This is a genomic window from Salibaculum sp., from assembly GCF_035270045.1.
Classification (GTDB): domain Bacteria; phylum Pseudomonadota; class Alphaproteobacteria; order Rhodobacterales; family Rhodobacteraceae; genus Salibaculum.
Map to the genome: position 1 here is coordinate 17,135 of NZ_DATFIP010000008.1, position 13,806 is coordinate 30,940.

Genomic DNA, 13,806 nt, shown 5'->3' on the forward strand with positions numbered 1-13,806 from the left:
CGATGAAAGCCCTGGAAAAGACGCACCCGTCCGAGGGCCTTTGGATCATCCAGGCGCCCGTGCCCGAGATCGGCCCGGACGAGGTCCTGATCCGCATCAACAAGACCGGGATCTGCGGCACTGACATCCACATCTGGAACTGGGACGACTGGGCGGCGCACACCGTGCCTGTGCCAATGATCACCGGCCATGAATTCGCGGGCGAAATCGTCGAACTGGGCCGCAATGTGACCGGGCTGGAGATCGGCCAGCGGTGTTCGGGCGAGGGACACGTGGTCGGAACGGAAAGCCGCCAGAGCCGCTCGGGACGGTTCCACCTTGACCCGGGGACACGTGGAATCGGGGTGAACGTTCAGGGAGCCTTTGCAGAATACCTCCGGCTTCCGGCGTTCAACGTGATTCCCCTGCCCGACGACATACCCGACGAAATCGGCGCGATTCTCGACCCATTGGGAAACGCGGTCCATACGGCGCTGAGTTTCGACCTGCTGGGCGAGGACGTGCTGATCACCGGCGCGGGGCCCATCGGGATCATGGCCGCTGCCGTCGCACGCCACGCCGGGGCGCGCCACGTGGTGATCACCGATATCAACCCGGATCGGTTGCGGTTGGCCGAGCATGTCTGCCGCAACGTTCGGACCGTGGACGTGACCAAAGAGGATCTGCGAGACGTGATGGACGGGCTGGGCATGAAGCAGGGCTTCGACGTTGGCCTGGAAATGTCGGGCAACCAGCAGGCCCTGGACCAGATGGTCGAAAGCCTGATCATGGGCGGCAAGATCGCCTTGCTGGGCATTCCGCCCGGTTCCTCTCCGGTCGACTGGTCTCGTATCGTGTTCAAGGCAATCACCATCAAGGGGGTCTACGGGCGCGAGATGTTCGAGACCTGGTACAAGATGATCGCGATGCTGCAGAACGGGCTGGATGTCAGCCGGGTGATAACGCACCAGATGGAGGTCGACGATTTCGCCGAAGGCTTCGATGCCATGAAATCGGGCCGGGCCGGCAAGGTCGTGCTGAACTGGCGCTGACCCTTCGGGACGAAGAATGCCACCGATCAGGTGGAAACAGGCGTTCGGTGATCACTGCAATGGAACGGGGCGTTGTTCCTCGATCGCTTCCATGGCGAAATAAGAGGTCACGGCCTCCAGTTCGACATTCTCGATCAGGCGCTTGTAGACATCATCGTAGCCGGCCATGTCACTGGCAACGATTTTCATCAGATAGTCGTATTCTCCGCCGATCCGGAAAAAGTCGATCACCTCCGGGATCGCCGAGACATGCTGGCGAAACTGCCGCAGCCACTCGACCGAATGGTGCCTGGTCTTGATCAGCGAGAACACGACGAAGCCGCCGCCGAGTCTTTCACGGTCGATCACCACGGTGCGATTGCGGATCGCGCCCGAGGCCTCCAGTGCCTTGAGCCTGCGCCAGCAGGCGTTCTGTGACAGTCCGATCCTTTCGGCGAGCGCCCGTTGCGACTGCGCCGCATCGCGCTGGAGCTCTTCCAGGATGCGGAAATCAAAATGATCGAATTTTTCAGCCATGTGACGATTATATGACCCAAAATTAGTAAATCAATGCCCAAAATATGTGAAAAGTTTTGCAAATCTTGTGTCATGGTTCAAGAGGTTCAATCGAGGAATGACATGACTGCTCTTGACGATTTCAAAGCCGCGCTTCTTGGCGAAGACGTTCACGACAGGGTTCGTGCGGGGCTGATCGGCGAAGGCGTCGAGATAGACGGGCCGTTCGGCGTGCGTAAGTTGCACTATGCCGATTACGTGGCGTCGGGGCGCGCGCTCACGCAGGTGGAGGATTTCATCCGCCATCGCGTGCTGCCTTATTACGCCAACACGCATACACAGGCCTCTTTCTGCGGGGCCTACATGACCAAGCTGCGAGAGGCCGCGCGGGCCGAGATCGCCCGCCTGACCGGCGCCACGCCAGGCATGAGTGTCGTGTTCACCGGCGCCGGATCAACGGCCGGGATCAACCGGATCGTCGGCTTGCTGGACCTTGCCGCGCTGGTGTCCGCGGGCAAACGCGTGGTGGTATTGACCGGCCCGTACGAGCATCACTCCAACATCCTGCCCTGGCGCGAGACTGGGGCAGAGGTTATCGAAATCGCCGAAGCGCCACAGGGCGGGGTCGACATGGATGCTCTCGCCCATGCTTTGAGAGGGGCCGAGGGCGCTGCGCGGATCGTCGGCACCTTCTCTGCTGCCTCCAACGTCACGGGCATCCTGACCGACGTTGATGCAGTAACACGCCTGTTGCGCGCGCATGGCGCGCTCACAATCTGGGATTATGGCTGTGCAGGCCCCTACTGCGAGATGGACATGAAGGCCGGCACCGATGCACAGAAGGATGCCATCGTGTTCTCGACACACAAGTTCCCAGGCGGGCCCGGGGCAAGCGGTGTCACGGTCATTCGCGATGCCATCGCCCGGCGTGTCGTTCCGACGCTTCCCGGAGGGGGGACCGTCAGCTTCGTATCGCCCTGGGGGCATGTCTATTCCGGCAGCCTGGCGGCGCGCGAAGAGGGCGGAACCCCGAACGTGACCGGCGACATCCGCGCCGCGCTGGCGATGCTGGTCAAGGAGGCGCTGGGCCAAGAATGGCTCGACAGCCGGCAGGCCGAGTTGAGACGGCGTGCGTGGCAGGTCTGGCAAGCCAACGACCGTATCGAGCTTCTGGGTGTTGCTGACGATACGGCTCTGCCGATTTTCTCGTTCCGCGTCCGGGATGGCCAGGGAGGGCTTGTGCATCACCAGTTCTTCACCCGGCTGCTAAGCGATCTGGCCGGGGTGCAGGCGCGGGGCGGCTGTGCCTGCGCAGGACCCTACGGCCATCGCCTGCTCGGCCTGGGCAAAGCCGAGTCCGACACCGCCATCGCAGCGCTCGAGCGGGGCGAGGAAACCGCCAAACCGGGCTGGGTGCGGCTCAACCTCTCCGCGCTGATGAGCGATGAGAAGGCGGATTTCATCATCGAGGCGGTGGACAATCTCGCACGGGTCGCTCCAGACTACGTGGACGAATACAGCGTTGACACTGGAACCGCGCGGTTCGAAGCCAACGATCTGACCGAGGACAGCCTTGCATCATGACCGACGCCCGGATCAGCCCGCTTGCCGTGCCGTCCTTCCGGACGCTTTTCGCGGCACAGGTGTTTTCGTTGATTGCCATCGGGCTGATGACGGTTGGCATGTCGCTGGCAGCCTACCGTATCGGGGGCGCGGCAGCTGCCGGCCAGATCCTGGGGTTTCTGCTCGCTGTCAAAATGGTCGCCTACGTGTGCATCGCGCCGCTGGCGCAGGCGCTGTTCGCCGGCCATGGGCGCAAACGGACGATGATCGGGCTGGACCTGGCGCGGATGGTCCTCCTGCTGCCGATGGCATTCGCAACCCAGACGTGGCAGCTCGCGGCGCTTGCCCTGGTCTTCTTCGCGGTCTCCGCCGGGTTCACGCCGTTGTTCCAGTCAGTCATCCCGGATGTCCTGCCACAGGAAGAGACCTACAGCCGGGCCTTGGTCTGGTCGCGCATCGCCTACACGCTGGAGTCGGTCCTGTCGCCAGTGGTTGCGGGCCTCATGTTGCAAATCGTGGCCGCGGAATTCCTGTTCTGGGTGGCTGCGCTGGCCTTTGGCGGGTCGCTCTGCGCGCTTGCGGTTACGCGGTTCCCCGGCGAGGCGCCGGACCAGCGCAAGCAGGCATTCCTTGCGCGTGCCATGGCCGGGCTGCAGATCTACCGCAAGACGCCGCGGTTGCGGGGCCTGTTCCTGATGAATTTCGCGCTGTCAATCAGCATGGCCTGGGTGCTCGTGAACTCTGTTGTCCTGGCGGGCGCACGGCTTGGTGATGCAGAACGTCATTTCCCGATCCTGATGGCTTTTTACGGACTTGGTGCGGCGATCGGCGCCGGTCTCGTTCCACGCCTGATCGCGCATCTGGACGAGCGTCGCACGATGGCCGCGGGGGCCCTGCTCCATGCGGTGCTTGGACTGGGTATCCTCCTGCCGCTCGGCTATGCGTCCTACATGGCACTTTGGGGGTTTTTCGGTCTTGCGGCGTCTTTGGTCCTGACACCGGGCGGACTGGTGATCGCGCGCTCTGCGCAGGCGTCGGACCGCCCCGCGGTCTTTGCTGCGCAGTTCTCTCTGTCGCATGCCGGGTGGTTGATCGCCTACCCGCTGGCCGGGGAACTTGCAGCCAGGATTGGACTCGAACAGGCGCTGGCGTTATTGTCCGTGATGACCGTCGGCACGGTCTTGGTCGCATTGCGGGTCTGGCCGGCCGCCGACCCGCTGACCCGGGAACACGAACACCCCGAATTGGCCGCCGACCATCCGCATCTCATCGGCACGGTAACGCACGGTCCCCGCAATCGGCACGCACATCCGTTCTATATCGACGATCTCCACCCGGACTGGTCGAACCTTCGCCAAGCCTGACAGAGATCGATCGCTCACCGGCCCCATAGGAAAGACGACATGACAAATGACACGACGACCACCATCGACGGCCAAGGCCTCCCCGCGCTTGAAGCTCGGTTGCACGAGGACCTGAGCCTGCTTTGCTGGCCGGGCAAGGACTGGGTCCCGGCCCGCGCGGGGGTAAGCGACGTGGTGATCATCGGCGGCGGCATGTGCGGAATGGTGGCGTGGATGGCGCTCAAGACGGGCGGGGTGCACAACATCAGGGTCCTTGACCGCAGCCCGGTCGGCCGTGAAGGCCCCTGGATGACCTATGCGCGCATGGAGACGCTGCGCTCGCCCAAGGAGTTGACCGGACCGGCCTATGGCCACGGCGCCCTTACGTTCCGCGCGTGGTTCCTTGCGCAGTTCGGGGCCGCCGAGTGGGACAAGCTGGACAAGATTCCGCGGCCGATGTGGATGGACTATCTGCAATGGTATCGGCAGGCGCTGGGAATCCCGGTGGAAAACGGAGTGTCGGTCGATCGGGTAGAACCCGAGGGAGACCTGCTGCGGTTGCACCTTTCGGGTGCCGAGGAGGCCTCGGTCCTGACACGCAAGCTGGTCTTCGCGACCGGGCGTGACGGGACCGGGCGACCCAACATCCCGGGCTTCGTCGAAGGGCTTGACCGAAAATACTGGGCGCACAGCGCCGACGACATCGACTTTGCCGCGCTCAAGAACAAGCGTGTCGCCGTCGTGGGCGTGGGGGCGTCGGCCGTGGACAACGCTGCCGAGGCGCTGGAACACGGCGCCGCAGAGGTCCGCCATCTGATCCGTCGCGAGAAGATGCCAACGATCAACAAGATGATGGGGATCGGTTCGTTCGGTTTCACCGCCGGATATGCCAACCTGCCGGATGAATGGCGCTGGCGCTTCATGCAGTATTCCTTTTCTACCCAGACGCCGCCGCCACATGGGTCCACCAAACGGGTCAGCCGGCATCCGAACGCCTATTTCCATTTCGGCAAGGCGGTCGAGTCGACGGTCGAACGAGGCGGGTCCGTCGAGGTGGGATTCACCGATGGAACCTCTTACGAGGCGGATTTCGTCATACTGGGAACCGGTTTCAGCATCGACCCGATGTCCCGGAGCGAGTTCGGAACGGCAGCGGCAGACATCCTGCTCTGGCAGGACGTCTACACGCCGCCAGCGGACGAGCCCTCGCGCGATCTCGGGCAGTTTCCTTATCTCAACGATGACTTCACGTTCCGCGAAAAGGTCGCGGGCCAGGCGCCCTGGTTGTCCAACGTCTACTGTTTCAACTACGGGGCGTCGGCAAGCCTGGGCAAGGTCAGCGGTGATATCCCCGGCATTTCCGAGGGCGCGAGCTGGCTCGCGCGGGCCCTCGCCGCGAAGCTCTACGTCGAGGACGTGGAGCAGCACTGGCAGGCCATGCTCAACTACGAGTCGCCGGAACTGGACGGAAGCGAATGGGTGCCCTCCGAGCTGGAGGCCGAACCCAAGAAGGGGCGGGTGGCGTGATGGTGTTGCAAACGACTGTATTGACCCAAGCAGGCATCGAGACCGGCGGCGCGGTTTCCTCGGCGCTCGAGCACCGGGCGAATATCCTCGAAATGACCCAGGCTGCGGAAGAGACCGTGCTGCGCCCCAAGGATGCCGGGCCATGGTCACACGGCCTGCGAGCCGCGCTGGCCGCGCGGATCGCGGCGCATAATCAGGAAAGCGACTTGGCCGAGCACTATGCCGAGGGCGCTGAGGGGTATGCGGCCCTGGCCAACCCGGCCGAGGACGGGGCCGCGCTGGAGCTGGCTGAAGTGGTGGCGTTCATGGACAAGGTGGCCGCCGAGACCCGCGATGTCACCGCGGCTGATGTCGCGGATTTGCAGGCCGCCGGTGTCGCGGATGCCGACATCGTGCGCCTGGCGGAACTGAACGCGTTCCTGGCGTTCCAGATACGGGTCATTGGCGGATTGCGGCTGATGAAGGACGGATTTGAATGAACAAGGTGATCAAGAAATTCAGCCGGAACGTGCCGCACTGGCAGCCGCGCGTGGCCCCGGTCGATTTGCAGGAGGCAAGTGAAGACCAGCTCGATGCGCTGAAGGTCACCCCTTCGAATACCAAGGTATCGGAGTACGTGCTCACGCTTGCCCATGATGTCGAGAGCCTGAAGGTGCGCACCCCGCTCTTCAATGCTATCATGTATGACCGGGGCGGAATGAGCCGGGCCGAGCGGGAGTTGAGCGCGCTGGGCGCCTCGATGGTCAATCACTGCGTCTACTGTGCCGCCGTCCATGCGATGCGCCATGCGCAGCTGGAGAAATCGACAGAGGTGACCGACAGGGTCTTCCTGGAGGGGACCGGGGCCGACCTCGCGCCGCGCGACCGGGCGATTCTGGACTTTGCCGTCGCTCTTTCGGAGTGCCCCTCGCAAGCGGGTCCGGAGCACCTGGACGCGCTGAAGGCGGCAGGTCTTGACGAGGCGGAGGTGCTCGATCTGATCCTGTCGGCGGCCTTGTTCGGCTGGGCGAACCGATTGATGCATGTTCTTGGTGATCCGGTGAGGCCGGAGGCGACAGGATAGGATGATGAATCTTGTATAGCGGATTGCTTTCCGCTAAACTGGAAGAGTCTCGTTGGAGTACGGTTTGTTTGGGTCACATACTGCAAGCTAGGAAAGTGCGAACGTGGGCAAGACGGTAGGATTGGCAGGCGCGGGCTCGATCGCCTTCGGAACGGCGGCGGTGCTGCATGAGGGGGGCCATGACCCGATGCTCTGGTCGCCCTCGGGCGCGGGCACGGCAGACCTTGCCGCTGGTGCGCCGTTGACAGCAACCGGCGCGATCGAGGTGACGCTGACACCGCGGGTTGCGGATAGCGCGGCGACGCTGGCACGCGACAACGATATCCTGCTCATTGCATTGCCGGGGTACGGCCACAAAACCGTGCTTGATTCCCTGGCACCCCATATCGAGCCAAGGCATCACGTTATCATCTCGTCACATGCATCGCTCGGCGCGGTTTACCTCATGCAGCGTCTGGCAGAGCGTGGCGTTACCGTGCCGATCACGGCCTGGGGCACGACGATCTGTACGGGCCGACGGCAATCCGGCACCGAAGTCATGGTCAACACGGTGCGCAGCCGGGTGGATCTTTGCACGGTGCCCGAGGACAGATTGACCTCCGCGCTGGCGCTGTGCGAAACGCTGTTCGGGGACAGGTTCCAGCCCCGTGACGGACTGCTCGCGATATCGCTGTCGAACCTCAACCCGCAGAACCACATGGGCATCGCCCTGGGGAACATCACGCGGATGGAGCGTGGAGAAACCTGGAGCCAGGGCCAGAACGTGACACCCAAGGTGGGCCGCCTTCTGGAGCAGCTGGACCTTGAACGCCTGGCAATCGCGAAGGCGCTTGAGCTTGATGTCAAAACGATATTCGAGCACTTCCACCTGTCATTCCATGTGCCGATCGCATCCATCTCGGAAATGAACCAGCAGATGCACGCGCAGGGCAACGGCGGCACCGGGCCCGCGACCGCGGACAGTCGCTATGTGACCGAGGACGTGCCCTATGGTCTCGTGCTGACAGTTACATTGGGCCAGCTCGCGGGGTGTCCGGCGCCGCTTCACGAGGCAGGCATCCGGATCTTTTCCGCCATGTACGGCCGTGATTTCGAGCAAGAGAACGAGATCCTGAAAACGCTGGACCTGAGCCGCTTCGATCTGGGCGATGTCAAGCAGGCGGCGAAGACCGGCATTCTGATGCAGGCCGACAACACCGGGCATGGGCCGCGGTGATCACCAAGAAACCAACCAAGAAGAAGCAGACCAAGACCAAGAAAACCACCAACCCAACACGGAGAGACACAATGTCCAAACTGATCTACAACCGCCGCCGTTTCCTCGGCACCGCCGCCGCGACGGGCGCGTTCATGGCATCACCCGCGTACATCCGCCGTGCCAACGCCCAGGGCAGTGGCGAAGTCAACATCTGGACCTACAACGATTTCGTCCCGGAGGCCTTCAAGGACCAGTTCGAAGCCGAGACCGGCATCAAGGTCAATGTCCGGCTCGTTGACGACCAGGGCAAGCAGTTCAATCTGTTGGCCGCCGAGCAGCCCAACCCGACGGTCGACATCATGACGGTTGCCGGCCACAGGTTCCTGCAGTTCATCCAGAGCGACCTCCTGGAGCCGCTGGACACCGACCGGCTGTCCAACTGGGGCAATATCAACCCGACTTTCTCTGAAAGCGACTGGGCGACGATCAACGGCAACAAGTGGGGCGCGCCAATCCTCTCGGGCATGGAGGTGCTGTCGTACAATACCGATTATGTCACCGAGGAAGAAGCGCTGACCTGGGACACGCTCTTCAGTGAGAAGTACAGCGGCCAGACTGCCTACATCATCCAGGACATGATGTCGATCGTGATGCTGAAGATGGGTTACGACGGGAACATGGTCGCCTACATGGACGACCCCGAAGAGGCCGCGCGCATCGTGGAAGAAGCCAAGAACTTCCTGATCGAGCACAAGCCGCTTGTGCGGAAGTACTACGACGGCGGGGCCGAATTCCAGCAGATGATGGTCAACCGGGACATCACGCTGGGCCATTCGTGGAACGGCCCGGCCGCTGCGCTGATCAATGACGGCTTCCCGCTGGGCATGACCATTCCGCGCGAAGGGTCCTACGGCTTTGTCTACACCTACAACATCGCCAAGAATGCCCCCAACGCGGAAAACGCCTACAGGTTCCTCGACGCGATCCTTGCCTCGCCCGAGATCGGCGCCGCGATGACCAAGGCCTCTGGCTTCATCTCCACCTACAAGGGTGCGGACCAGTACCTGACCGATCTGGAGAGGAAGTCGACTTCCTTCCCCGAGGAACAGCTGGCCAACCTGCAGTTCTTCCGCGCCGAGGCCAACGAACTGAAGTACAACCTCGTCGATCCGGCGGTCGAGGCGATCAAGGCCGCCTGATACGTCCACCTCGAAAAATGCCCCCTGCCCTGCCACCGCCGGGCAGGGGCGCTGATACCTTCGAAAGAGATATTCATGACAGATGAAGCAGCAGCTGAGCGTGACAGCCGTGCAATGGCGTCACCGGCGCCGGACCGCGGGTTCTGGGGACGCCTGACCGGCTGGGGGCCGTATCACGCGCTCATGCGGGTCGCGACAGCTTCCCCGCGCCGCCAGTTCCTGATACTTGCCGCTTTCCCGCTTCTTTGGGTCCTGACCCAGCACCTGGGTCCGATGCTGCAGATGCTCCGCGTGTCGCTCACAGATGCCTATCCGGTCGCGCCCGGTGTCGAGCAGGATTTCACCCTGGAAAACTACGCCCGCTTCTTCGGCGACAGTATTTTCTGGATGCCATTTTTTCGGACGTTGATCTTTGCCGGTGTCTTCACCTTCTGCACATTGATCATCACCTACCCGGTTGCCTACTTCCTTGCCAGGCACGTGAGCCGCAAGAACCAGATGCTGTTCCTGTTGATCCTGTTGATCCCGTTCTGGGTGGGCGAGATCGTGCGCACCTATGCGATCATGATCCTGCTGGGCAATACGGGAGCCGTGAACCTGGTCCTTGAGACATTCGGGCTGATCGATCGGCCGATACCGTTCATGTACACCAGCTTCTCGATGGGGGTCGGTATCGTCTATCTGACGGCGCTCTACATGTTGCTGCCTCTCTATTCGGCGCTTGAAAAGCTGCCGAAAAGCATGAACGAAGCCGCCGCCGATCTGGGTGCCGGGGCTTGGACCCGGTTCCGCCGGGTGTCGCTCCCGCTGACGATCGAGGGCATCTCGTCGGGCTGCACGCTGGTGTTCCTGATCTCGACCGGGTTCTACGCGACGCCCGTGCTTCTGGGCGGCCCCTCGACCACCGTCTTCGCGGAAACAATCGCAGGCTTCTTCCACGTCGCGGGCGACGAGTGGCCCACCGGGGCTGCCTTCGCGACCATCATGTTCGTTGCCGCCTTGTTCATTACGACGGCCTTCCAGAAACTGATGAAAGCCCTGCGAAAGGGAGAGAAATAATGAACAATCGCGTCGAAACGTTCCGCGGCAACCGGATTTTCCTGGGCTGCGCCTACTGGGCCTTCGTGCTTTACGTTTTCGTGCCACTGATCCTGATGGTCCTGATGGGCTTCAAGGATAGCAATTTCATCGGTTTCCCGATCCGCTCCTGGACATTGGATTGGTACAAGGGCGTCTTCGCCGATGCAGAGGTTCTGTCGACCTTCGGTTATTCGATCACGATCGCGATTCTGTCGACGCTGATCTCGATCATGGTCGGAACGTGGATCGCGGTTCTGCTGGAAGGGCGCAAGTTCTGGGGCCGTGCCGCGATCTTCGGGATGACAATTCTGCCGGCGCTCGTACCGGGTATCATCTCGGCAATCGCGTTCCGGATCTATGCCCGCTACCTGGGAATCGAACCCGGTATGGGCGCCATCATCTGGGCCCACGCGGTGCATAACGTGCCTTTTGTCGTCCTCGTGATCATGGCGCGGCTTTCGACCCTTCCCAAAAGCCAGACCGAGGCCGCCCGAGACCTTGGGGCAGACCCGCTGGTATCATTCATCCGGGTCACCCTACCCTACCTCGTGCCGGCCATTATCGGGGCGTCGATCTTCTGCCTGCTGTTGTCCTTTGACGATTTCGTGCGCTCCTTCTTCCTTGGCGGCTACGAACCGACGCTGCCGGTGCTGATCTTTGCCAAGCTGCGCTCCGGCATGAGCCCAGAAATCAATGCCATCGCGACTTTTGCGCTGGTCCTGACCGCTGCAATCGGCCTGTGGGCCGAGCGTTTCACGCGCCGCATGAACAAGGAAAGATAAGCCATGACCGACCAGACACCGCTTGTCCGCATCGAAGGCCTGACCAAGAAATTCGGCGATACCGTCGCGCTCGACAACCTGACCCTCGACATCGCGCGGGGCGAGTTCGTGACTTTCCTCGGCCCCTCGGGGTGCGGCAAGTCGACGACGCTGCGTATCCTTGGCGGGTTCGAGCAACCAACCTCCGGCCGGGTGATCCTCGAAGGCAAGGACGTGACCAAGCAGCCCCCCGAGCGGCGCCATGTGAACATGGTCTTCCAGGACTACGCCCTGTTCCCGCACATGACGGTGGCACAGAACGTGTCCTTCGGCCTCGAACTGAAGGGGCTGGGCAAGGCGGAAATCAAGCGCCGCTCGGAAGAGATCATGTCGTTCCTGGAACTTGAGCCCTATGCCGATCGCTATCCCGTTCAACTGTCCGGGGGCCAGCGGCAGCGGGTGGCACTGGCCCGTGCCTTGGCGCCCGATCCGGCGCTGCTTCTGCTTGACGAACCCTTGGCAGCCCTCGACGCCAAGCTGCGCGGGCAAGTTCAGCAGGAACTCAAGTCGATCCAGCGCCGCACCGACAAGACCTTCTTCTTCGTCACCCATGACCAGGAAGAGGCCCTGACCATGTCCGACCGCATCGTGGTGTTGAACGAAGGCAAGGTCGAGCAGGACGGCACGCCGGAAGAGTTGTATTTCCAGCCTACCAGCCGGTTCGTGGCCGAATTCATCGGCGAGACCAATCTGCTGTCGGGCCGCATGCGCGGCACCGACAAGGACAAGGTGGTGATGGATTGGGAGGGGACGACCCTCAAGGGCCGAGCACCTGGCGGCGTTCCCGCCGAGGGCCAAGAGATCACCGCTTCGGTTCGACTGGAGAAGCTGGGCTTCCACTCGGAGCGTCCGGATTCATGCAACGCGGTTCAAGGGCGCGTGGTCGGCAAGACATTCCTTGGCTCGCGAATGGTCATGCAGATCGCCGTGGGGGACAGGGAGGATGCCTGTCTGAAAGCATATGTCGATGCCGAAACCGGCCACGCGGTCGGCCAGGACCCGATCTGGATCGGCTGGGAAGCAGAGAACATGGCCGTGCTGACGGACTGAAACAGGCGGGCACTTGCCCGCGCGATACCCAAAAACCCGAAAAACCCGCTGACCTGCTGTGCTCGCATCGTCCATGATAAAGCCGTGGAACGCACGTTCATGGAAACGATGCCGGCTCTCATCGGATCCTCAAGCGGCTTTGAGGCACGAAGCCTGTGGTGGACTGATGCTTAAGACCCGGTGTATTGGCTGGGTGACATGAGCAGACCCACATGATCTTGCGTCCGCGGCGTCATCGGAACGTGCTGGAATGGACCGGTGTACCATGGCCCGCGAGAACCGGTGTGGGAGCGGCAGTGGCCGCAGGCCGTCGGAGGCTCGCGTGGAGCGTCCGCCGCCGCGAACACCCGGCGCGCGAGCTGGGCGCCGGAAATGACGAAGCCGGTCGTACGCAAACAGCGCTGCGCGATCGTCACGCCCACGTCGTCTGTGACCCTCTTTGTCAAAGCAGGTGGCCGCCGATATCATGCGGCGTCTCCGATTTCAGGGGTGCCGATTTCGGTTTCGGGGTTGCGAACGACGGGTCCGGCGGCTTGCCAGGTGCGGGTTTGCCTGACCAGTTGAGAACGCCGGTGCGGATTTTGCGCCCGGGCATTTGCCCGGAGACTGGCGCATTGGTCCAGGGCAGCATGATCGCGGCCAGCTTGGCGCGCATCCGGTGTGATGAAGCGTATCGCGCCGTGCAGGTGTTCGCCATTGCATCACCCGGCAAAGGATTGCACGCCTGCGCATCCGCCTCCACGCTGCGGTAAACGCTGAACCCCGAGGCCGGGGACCGCCCCTGATCAGCCAGTTCGGTACGATCCGTCCGGGCAGCAGGCTGGCGAATTGCTCGGAATTGCAGGCCGCCGGCACGGTGGCGCGTGCATCCGCACTCAGCTTGTTCGTGACCTGGCCCCGTTATCGACCGGACACCTGGGCCCGAACCAAAAAGCTTGGGGATATCCCTAGGGTCAGGATGCATTGATTTCCATCGCTTCGCGTGATTCACGGCTCTGAAAACGGAGCGGTAACATGGGCGATCTTTTCTGGCTGACCGACGCGCAAATGGCGCGGTTGCAACCCTTCTTTCCGAAGTCGCATGGCAAGCCCAGGGTCGATGACAGACGGGTATTAAGCGGGATTATCTTCATCAATCGCAATGGCTTGCGCTGGCGAGACGCTCCTTCTGTTTATGGTCCTCACAAGACACTCTACAGCCGGTGGAAACGTTGGAGTGAGAAAGGCATTTTCGCGCGGATGCTGGCCGGGTTGGCTGCGGAACACGGTGAAGAAAAGACCGTGATGATCGATGCGGAGCTATGCGCAAAAGTTGGTGACGGCCTTGGTCAGGCGGCAGTTTGAAGTTGCTTGATGCCGTCTTTGAACTCAACCCCTTCGATGACCTCGGGCAGACGGTTTGGCCCGTTGATCTTTCGCCACTTCTTCTTGGCTGA

At 62.2% G+C, this 13,806-nt stretch carries 13 protein-coding genes and 1 pseudogene; 12 read left to right on the forward strand and 2 right to left on the reverse strand.

Features of this window, described 5'->3' with window-relative positions; all coding sequences use genetic code 11:
- The first annotated feature begins 2 nt into the window (after positions 1-2).
- Positions 3-1,031, forward strand: a complete 1,029-nt coding sequence (gene tdh, locus VJ897_RS01810) for an L-threonine 3-dehydrogenase, zinc-binding type (RefSeq protein WP_324052724.1) — start codon at positions 3-5, stop codon at positions 1,029-1,031.
- A 51-nt stretch (positions 1,032-1,082) separates the two neighbouring features.
- Here tdh and VJ897_RS01815 read toward each other — a convergent pair whose 3' ends face one another.
- Entirely contained in the window at positions 1,083-1,547 is a 465-nt protein-coding gene (locus tag VJ897_RS01815; protein WP_324052702.1) for an Lrp/AsnC family transcriptional regulator, read from the reverse strand.
- A gap of 102 nt (positions 1,548-1,649) precedes the next feature.
- Here VJ897_RS01815 and VJ897_RS01820 point away from each other — a divergent pair, with 102 nt between their 5' ends.
- From VJ897_RS01820 to VJ897_RS01865, 10 genes are all read left to right on the forward strand, one after another.
- Positions 1,650-3,110: an aminotransferase class V-fold PLP-dependent enzyme gene (locus VJ897_RS01820; RefSeq protein WP_324052704.1), complete on the forward strand. Its 1,461-nt coding sequence runs from the start codon at positions 1,650-1,652 to the stop codon at positions 3,108-3,110.
- Positions 3,107-4,453 (forward strand): MFS transporter, encoded by a 1,347-nt coding sequence (locus tag VJ897_RS01825; protein ID WP_324052706.1) that lies wholly within the window; start codon positions 3,107-3,109, stop codon positions 4,451-4,453. Before VJ897_RS01820 ends, VJ897_RS01825 begins: the two co-directional genes overlap by 4 nt.
- A 39-nt stretch (positions 4,454-4,492) precedes the next feature.
- Complete coding sequence (locus tag VJ897_RS01830; RefSeq protein WP_324052708.1) at positions 4,493-5,959, forward strand: NAD(P)-binding domain-containing protein; 1,467 nt, start codon at positions 4,493-4,495, stop codon at positions 5,957-5,959.
- Positions 5,959-6,438: a hypothetical protein gene (locus VJ897_RS01835; protein WP_324052725.1), complete on the forward strand. Its 480-nt coding sequence runs from the start codon at positions 5,959-5,961 to the stop codon at positions 6,436-6,438. The genes VJ897_RS01830 and VJ897_RS01835 overlap by 1 nt, the downstream gene beginning before the upstream one ends.
- Complete coding sequence (locus tag VJ897_RS01840; protein ID WP_324052710.1) at positions 6,435-7,022, forward strand: peroxidase-related enzyme; 588 nt, start codon at positions 6,435-6,437, stop codon at positions 7,020-7,022. The genes VJ897_RS01835 and VJ897_RS01840 overlap by 4 nt, the downstream gene beginning before the upstream one ends.
- 103 nt (positions 7,023-7,125) lie before the next feature.
- On the forward strand, positions 7,126-8,238 hold the full coding sequence (locus tag VJ897_RS01845; RefSeq protein ID WP_324052712.1) for an NAD/NADP octopine/nopaline dehydrogenase family protein: 1,113 nt from the start codon (positions 7,126-7,128) through the stop codon (positions 8,236-8,238).
- 71 nt (positions 8,239-8,309) lie between these two features.
- Positions 8,310-9,419, forward strand: coding sequence for an ABC transporter substrate-binding protein (locus VJ897_RS01850; protein ID WP_324052714.1), 1,110 nt, complete (start codon positions 8,310-8,312; stop codon positions 9,417-9,419).
- A 75-nt stretch (positions 9,420-9,494) separates the two neighbouring features.
- Positions 9,495-10,478 carry an ABC transporter permease gene (locus tag VJ897_RS01855; RefSeq protein ID WP_324052716.1) on the forward strand — a complete coding sequence of 328 codons (984 nt, stop codon included), beginning with the start codon at positions 9,495-9,497 and terminating at the stop codon, positions 10,476-10,478.
- Entirely contained in the window at positions 10,478-11,281 is an 804-nt protein-coding gene (locus tag VJ897_RS01860; RefSeq protein ID WP_324052718.1) for an ABC transporter permease, read from the forward strand. Before VJ897_RS01855 ends, VJ897_RS01860 begins: the two co-directional genes overlap by 1 nt.
- Positions 11,282-11,284: 3 nt before the next feature.
- Positions 11,285-12,370 (forward strand): ABC transporter ATP-binding protein, encoded by a 1,086-nt coding sequence (locus VJ897_RS01865; protein WP_324052720.1) that lies wholly within the window; start codon positions 11,285-11,287, stop codon positions 12,368-12,370.
- 442 nt (positions 12,371-12,812) lie between these two features.
- On the opposite strand, the gene VJ897_RS01870 is transcribed toward VJ897_RS01865, so the two are convergent.
- Complete coding sequence (locus VJ897_RS01870) at positions 12,813-13,025, reverse strand: hypothetical protein (RefSeq protein WP_324052722.1); 213 nt, start codon at positions 13,023-13,025, stop codon at positions 12,813-12,815.
- Between the two features lie 359 nt (positions 13,026-13,384).
- Between VJ897_RS01870 and VJ897_RS01875 the strand changes: the two are divergent.
- Positions 13,385-13,666 (forward strand): annotated as a pseudogene (locus tag VJ897_RS01875) (transposase); the annotation flags it as partial.
- Positions 13,667-13,806: the final 140 nt, after the last annotated feature.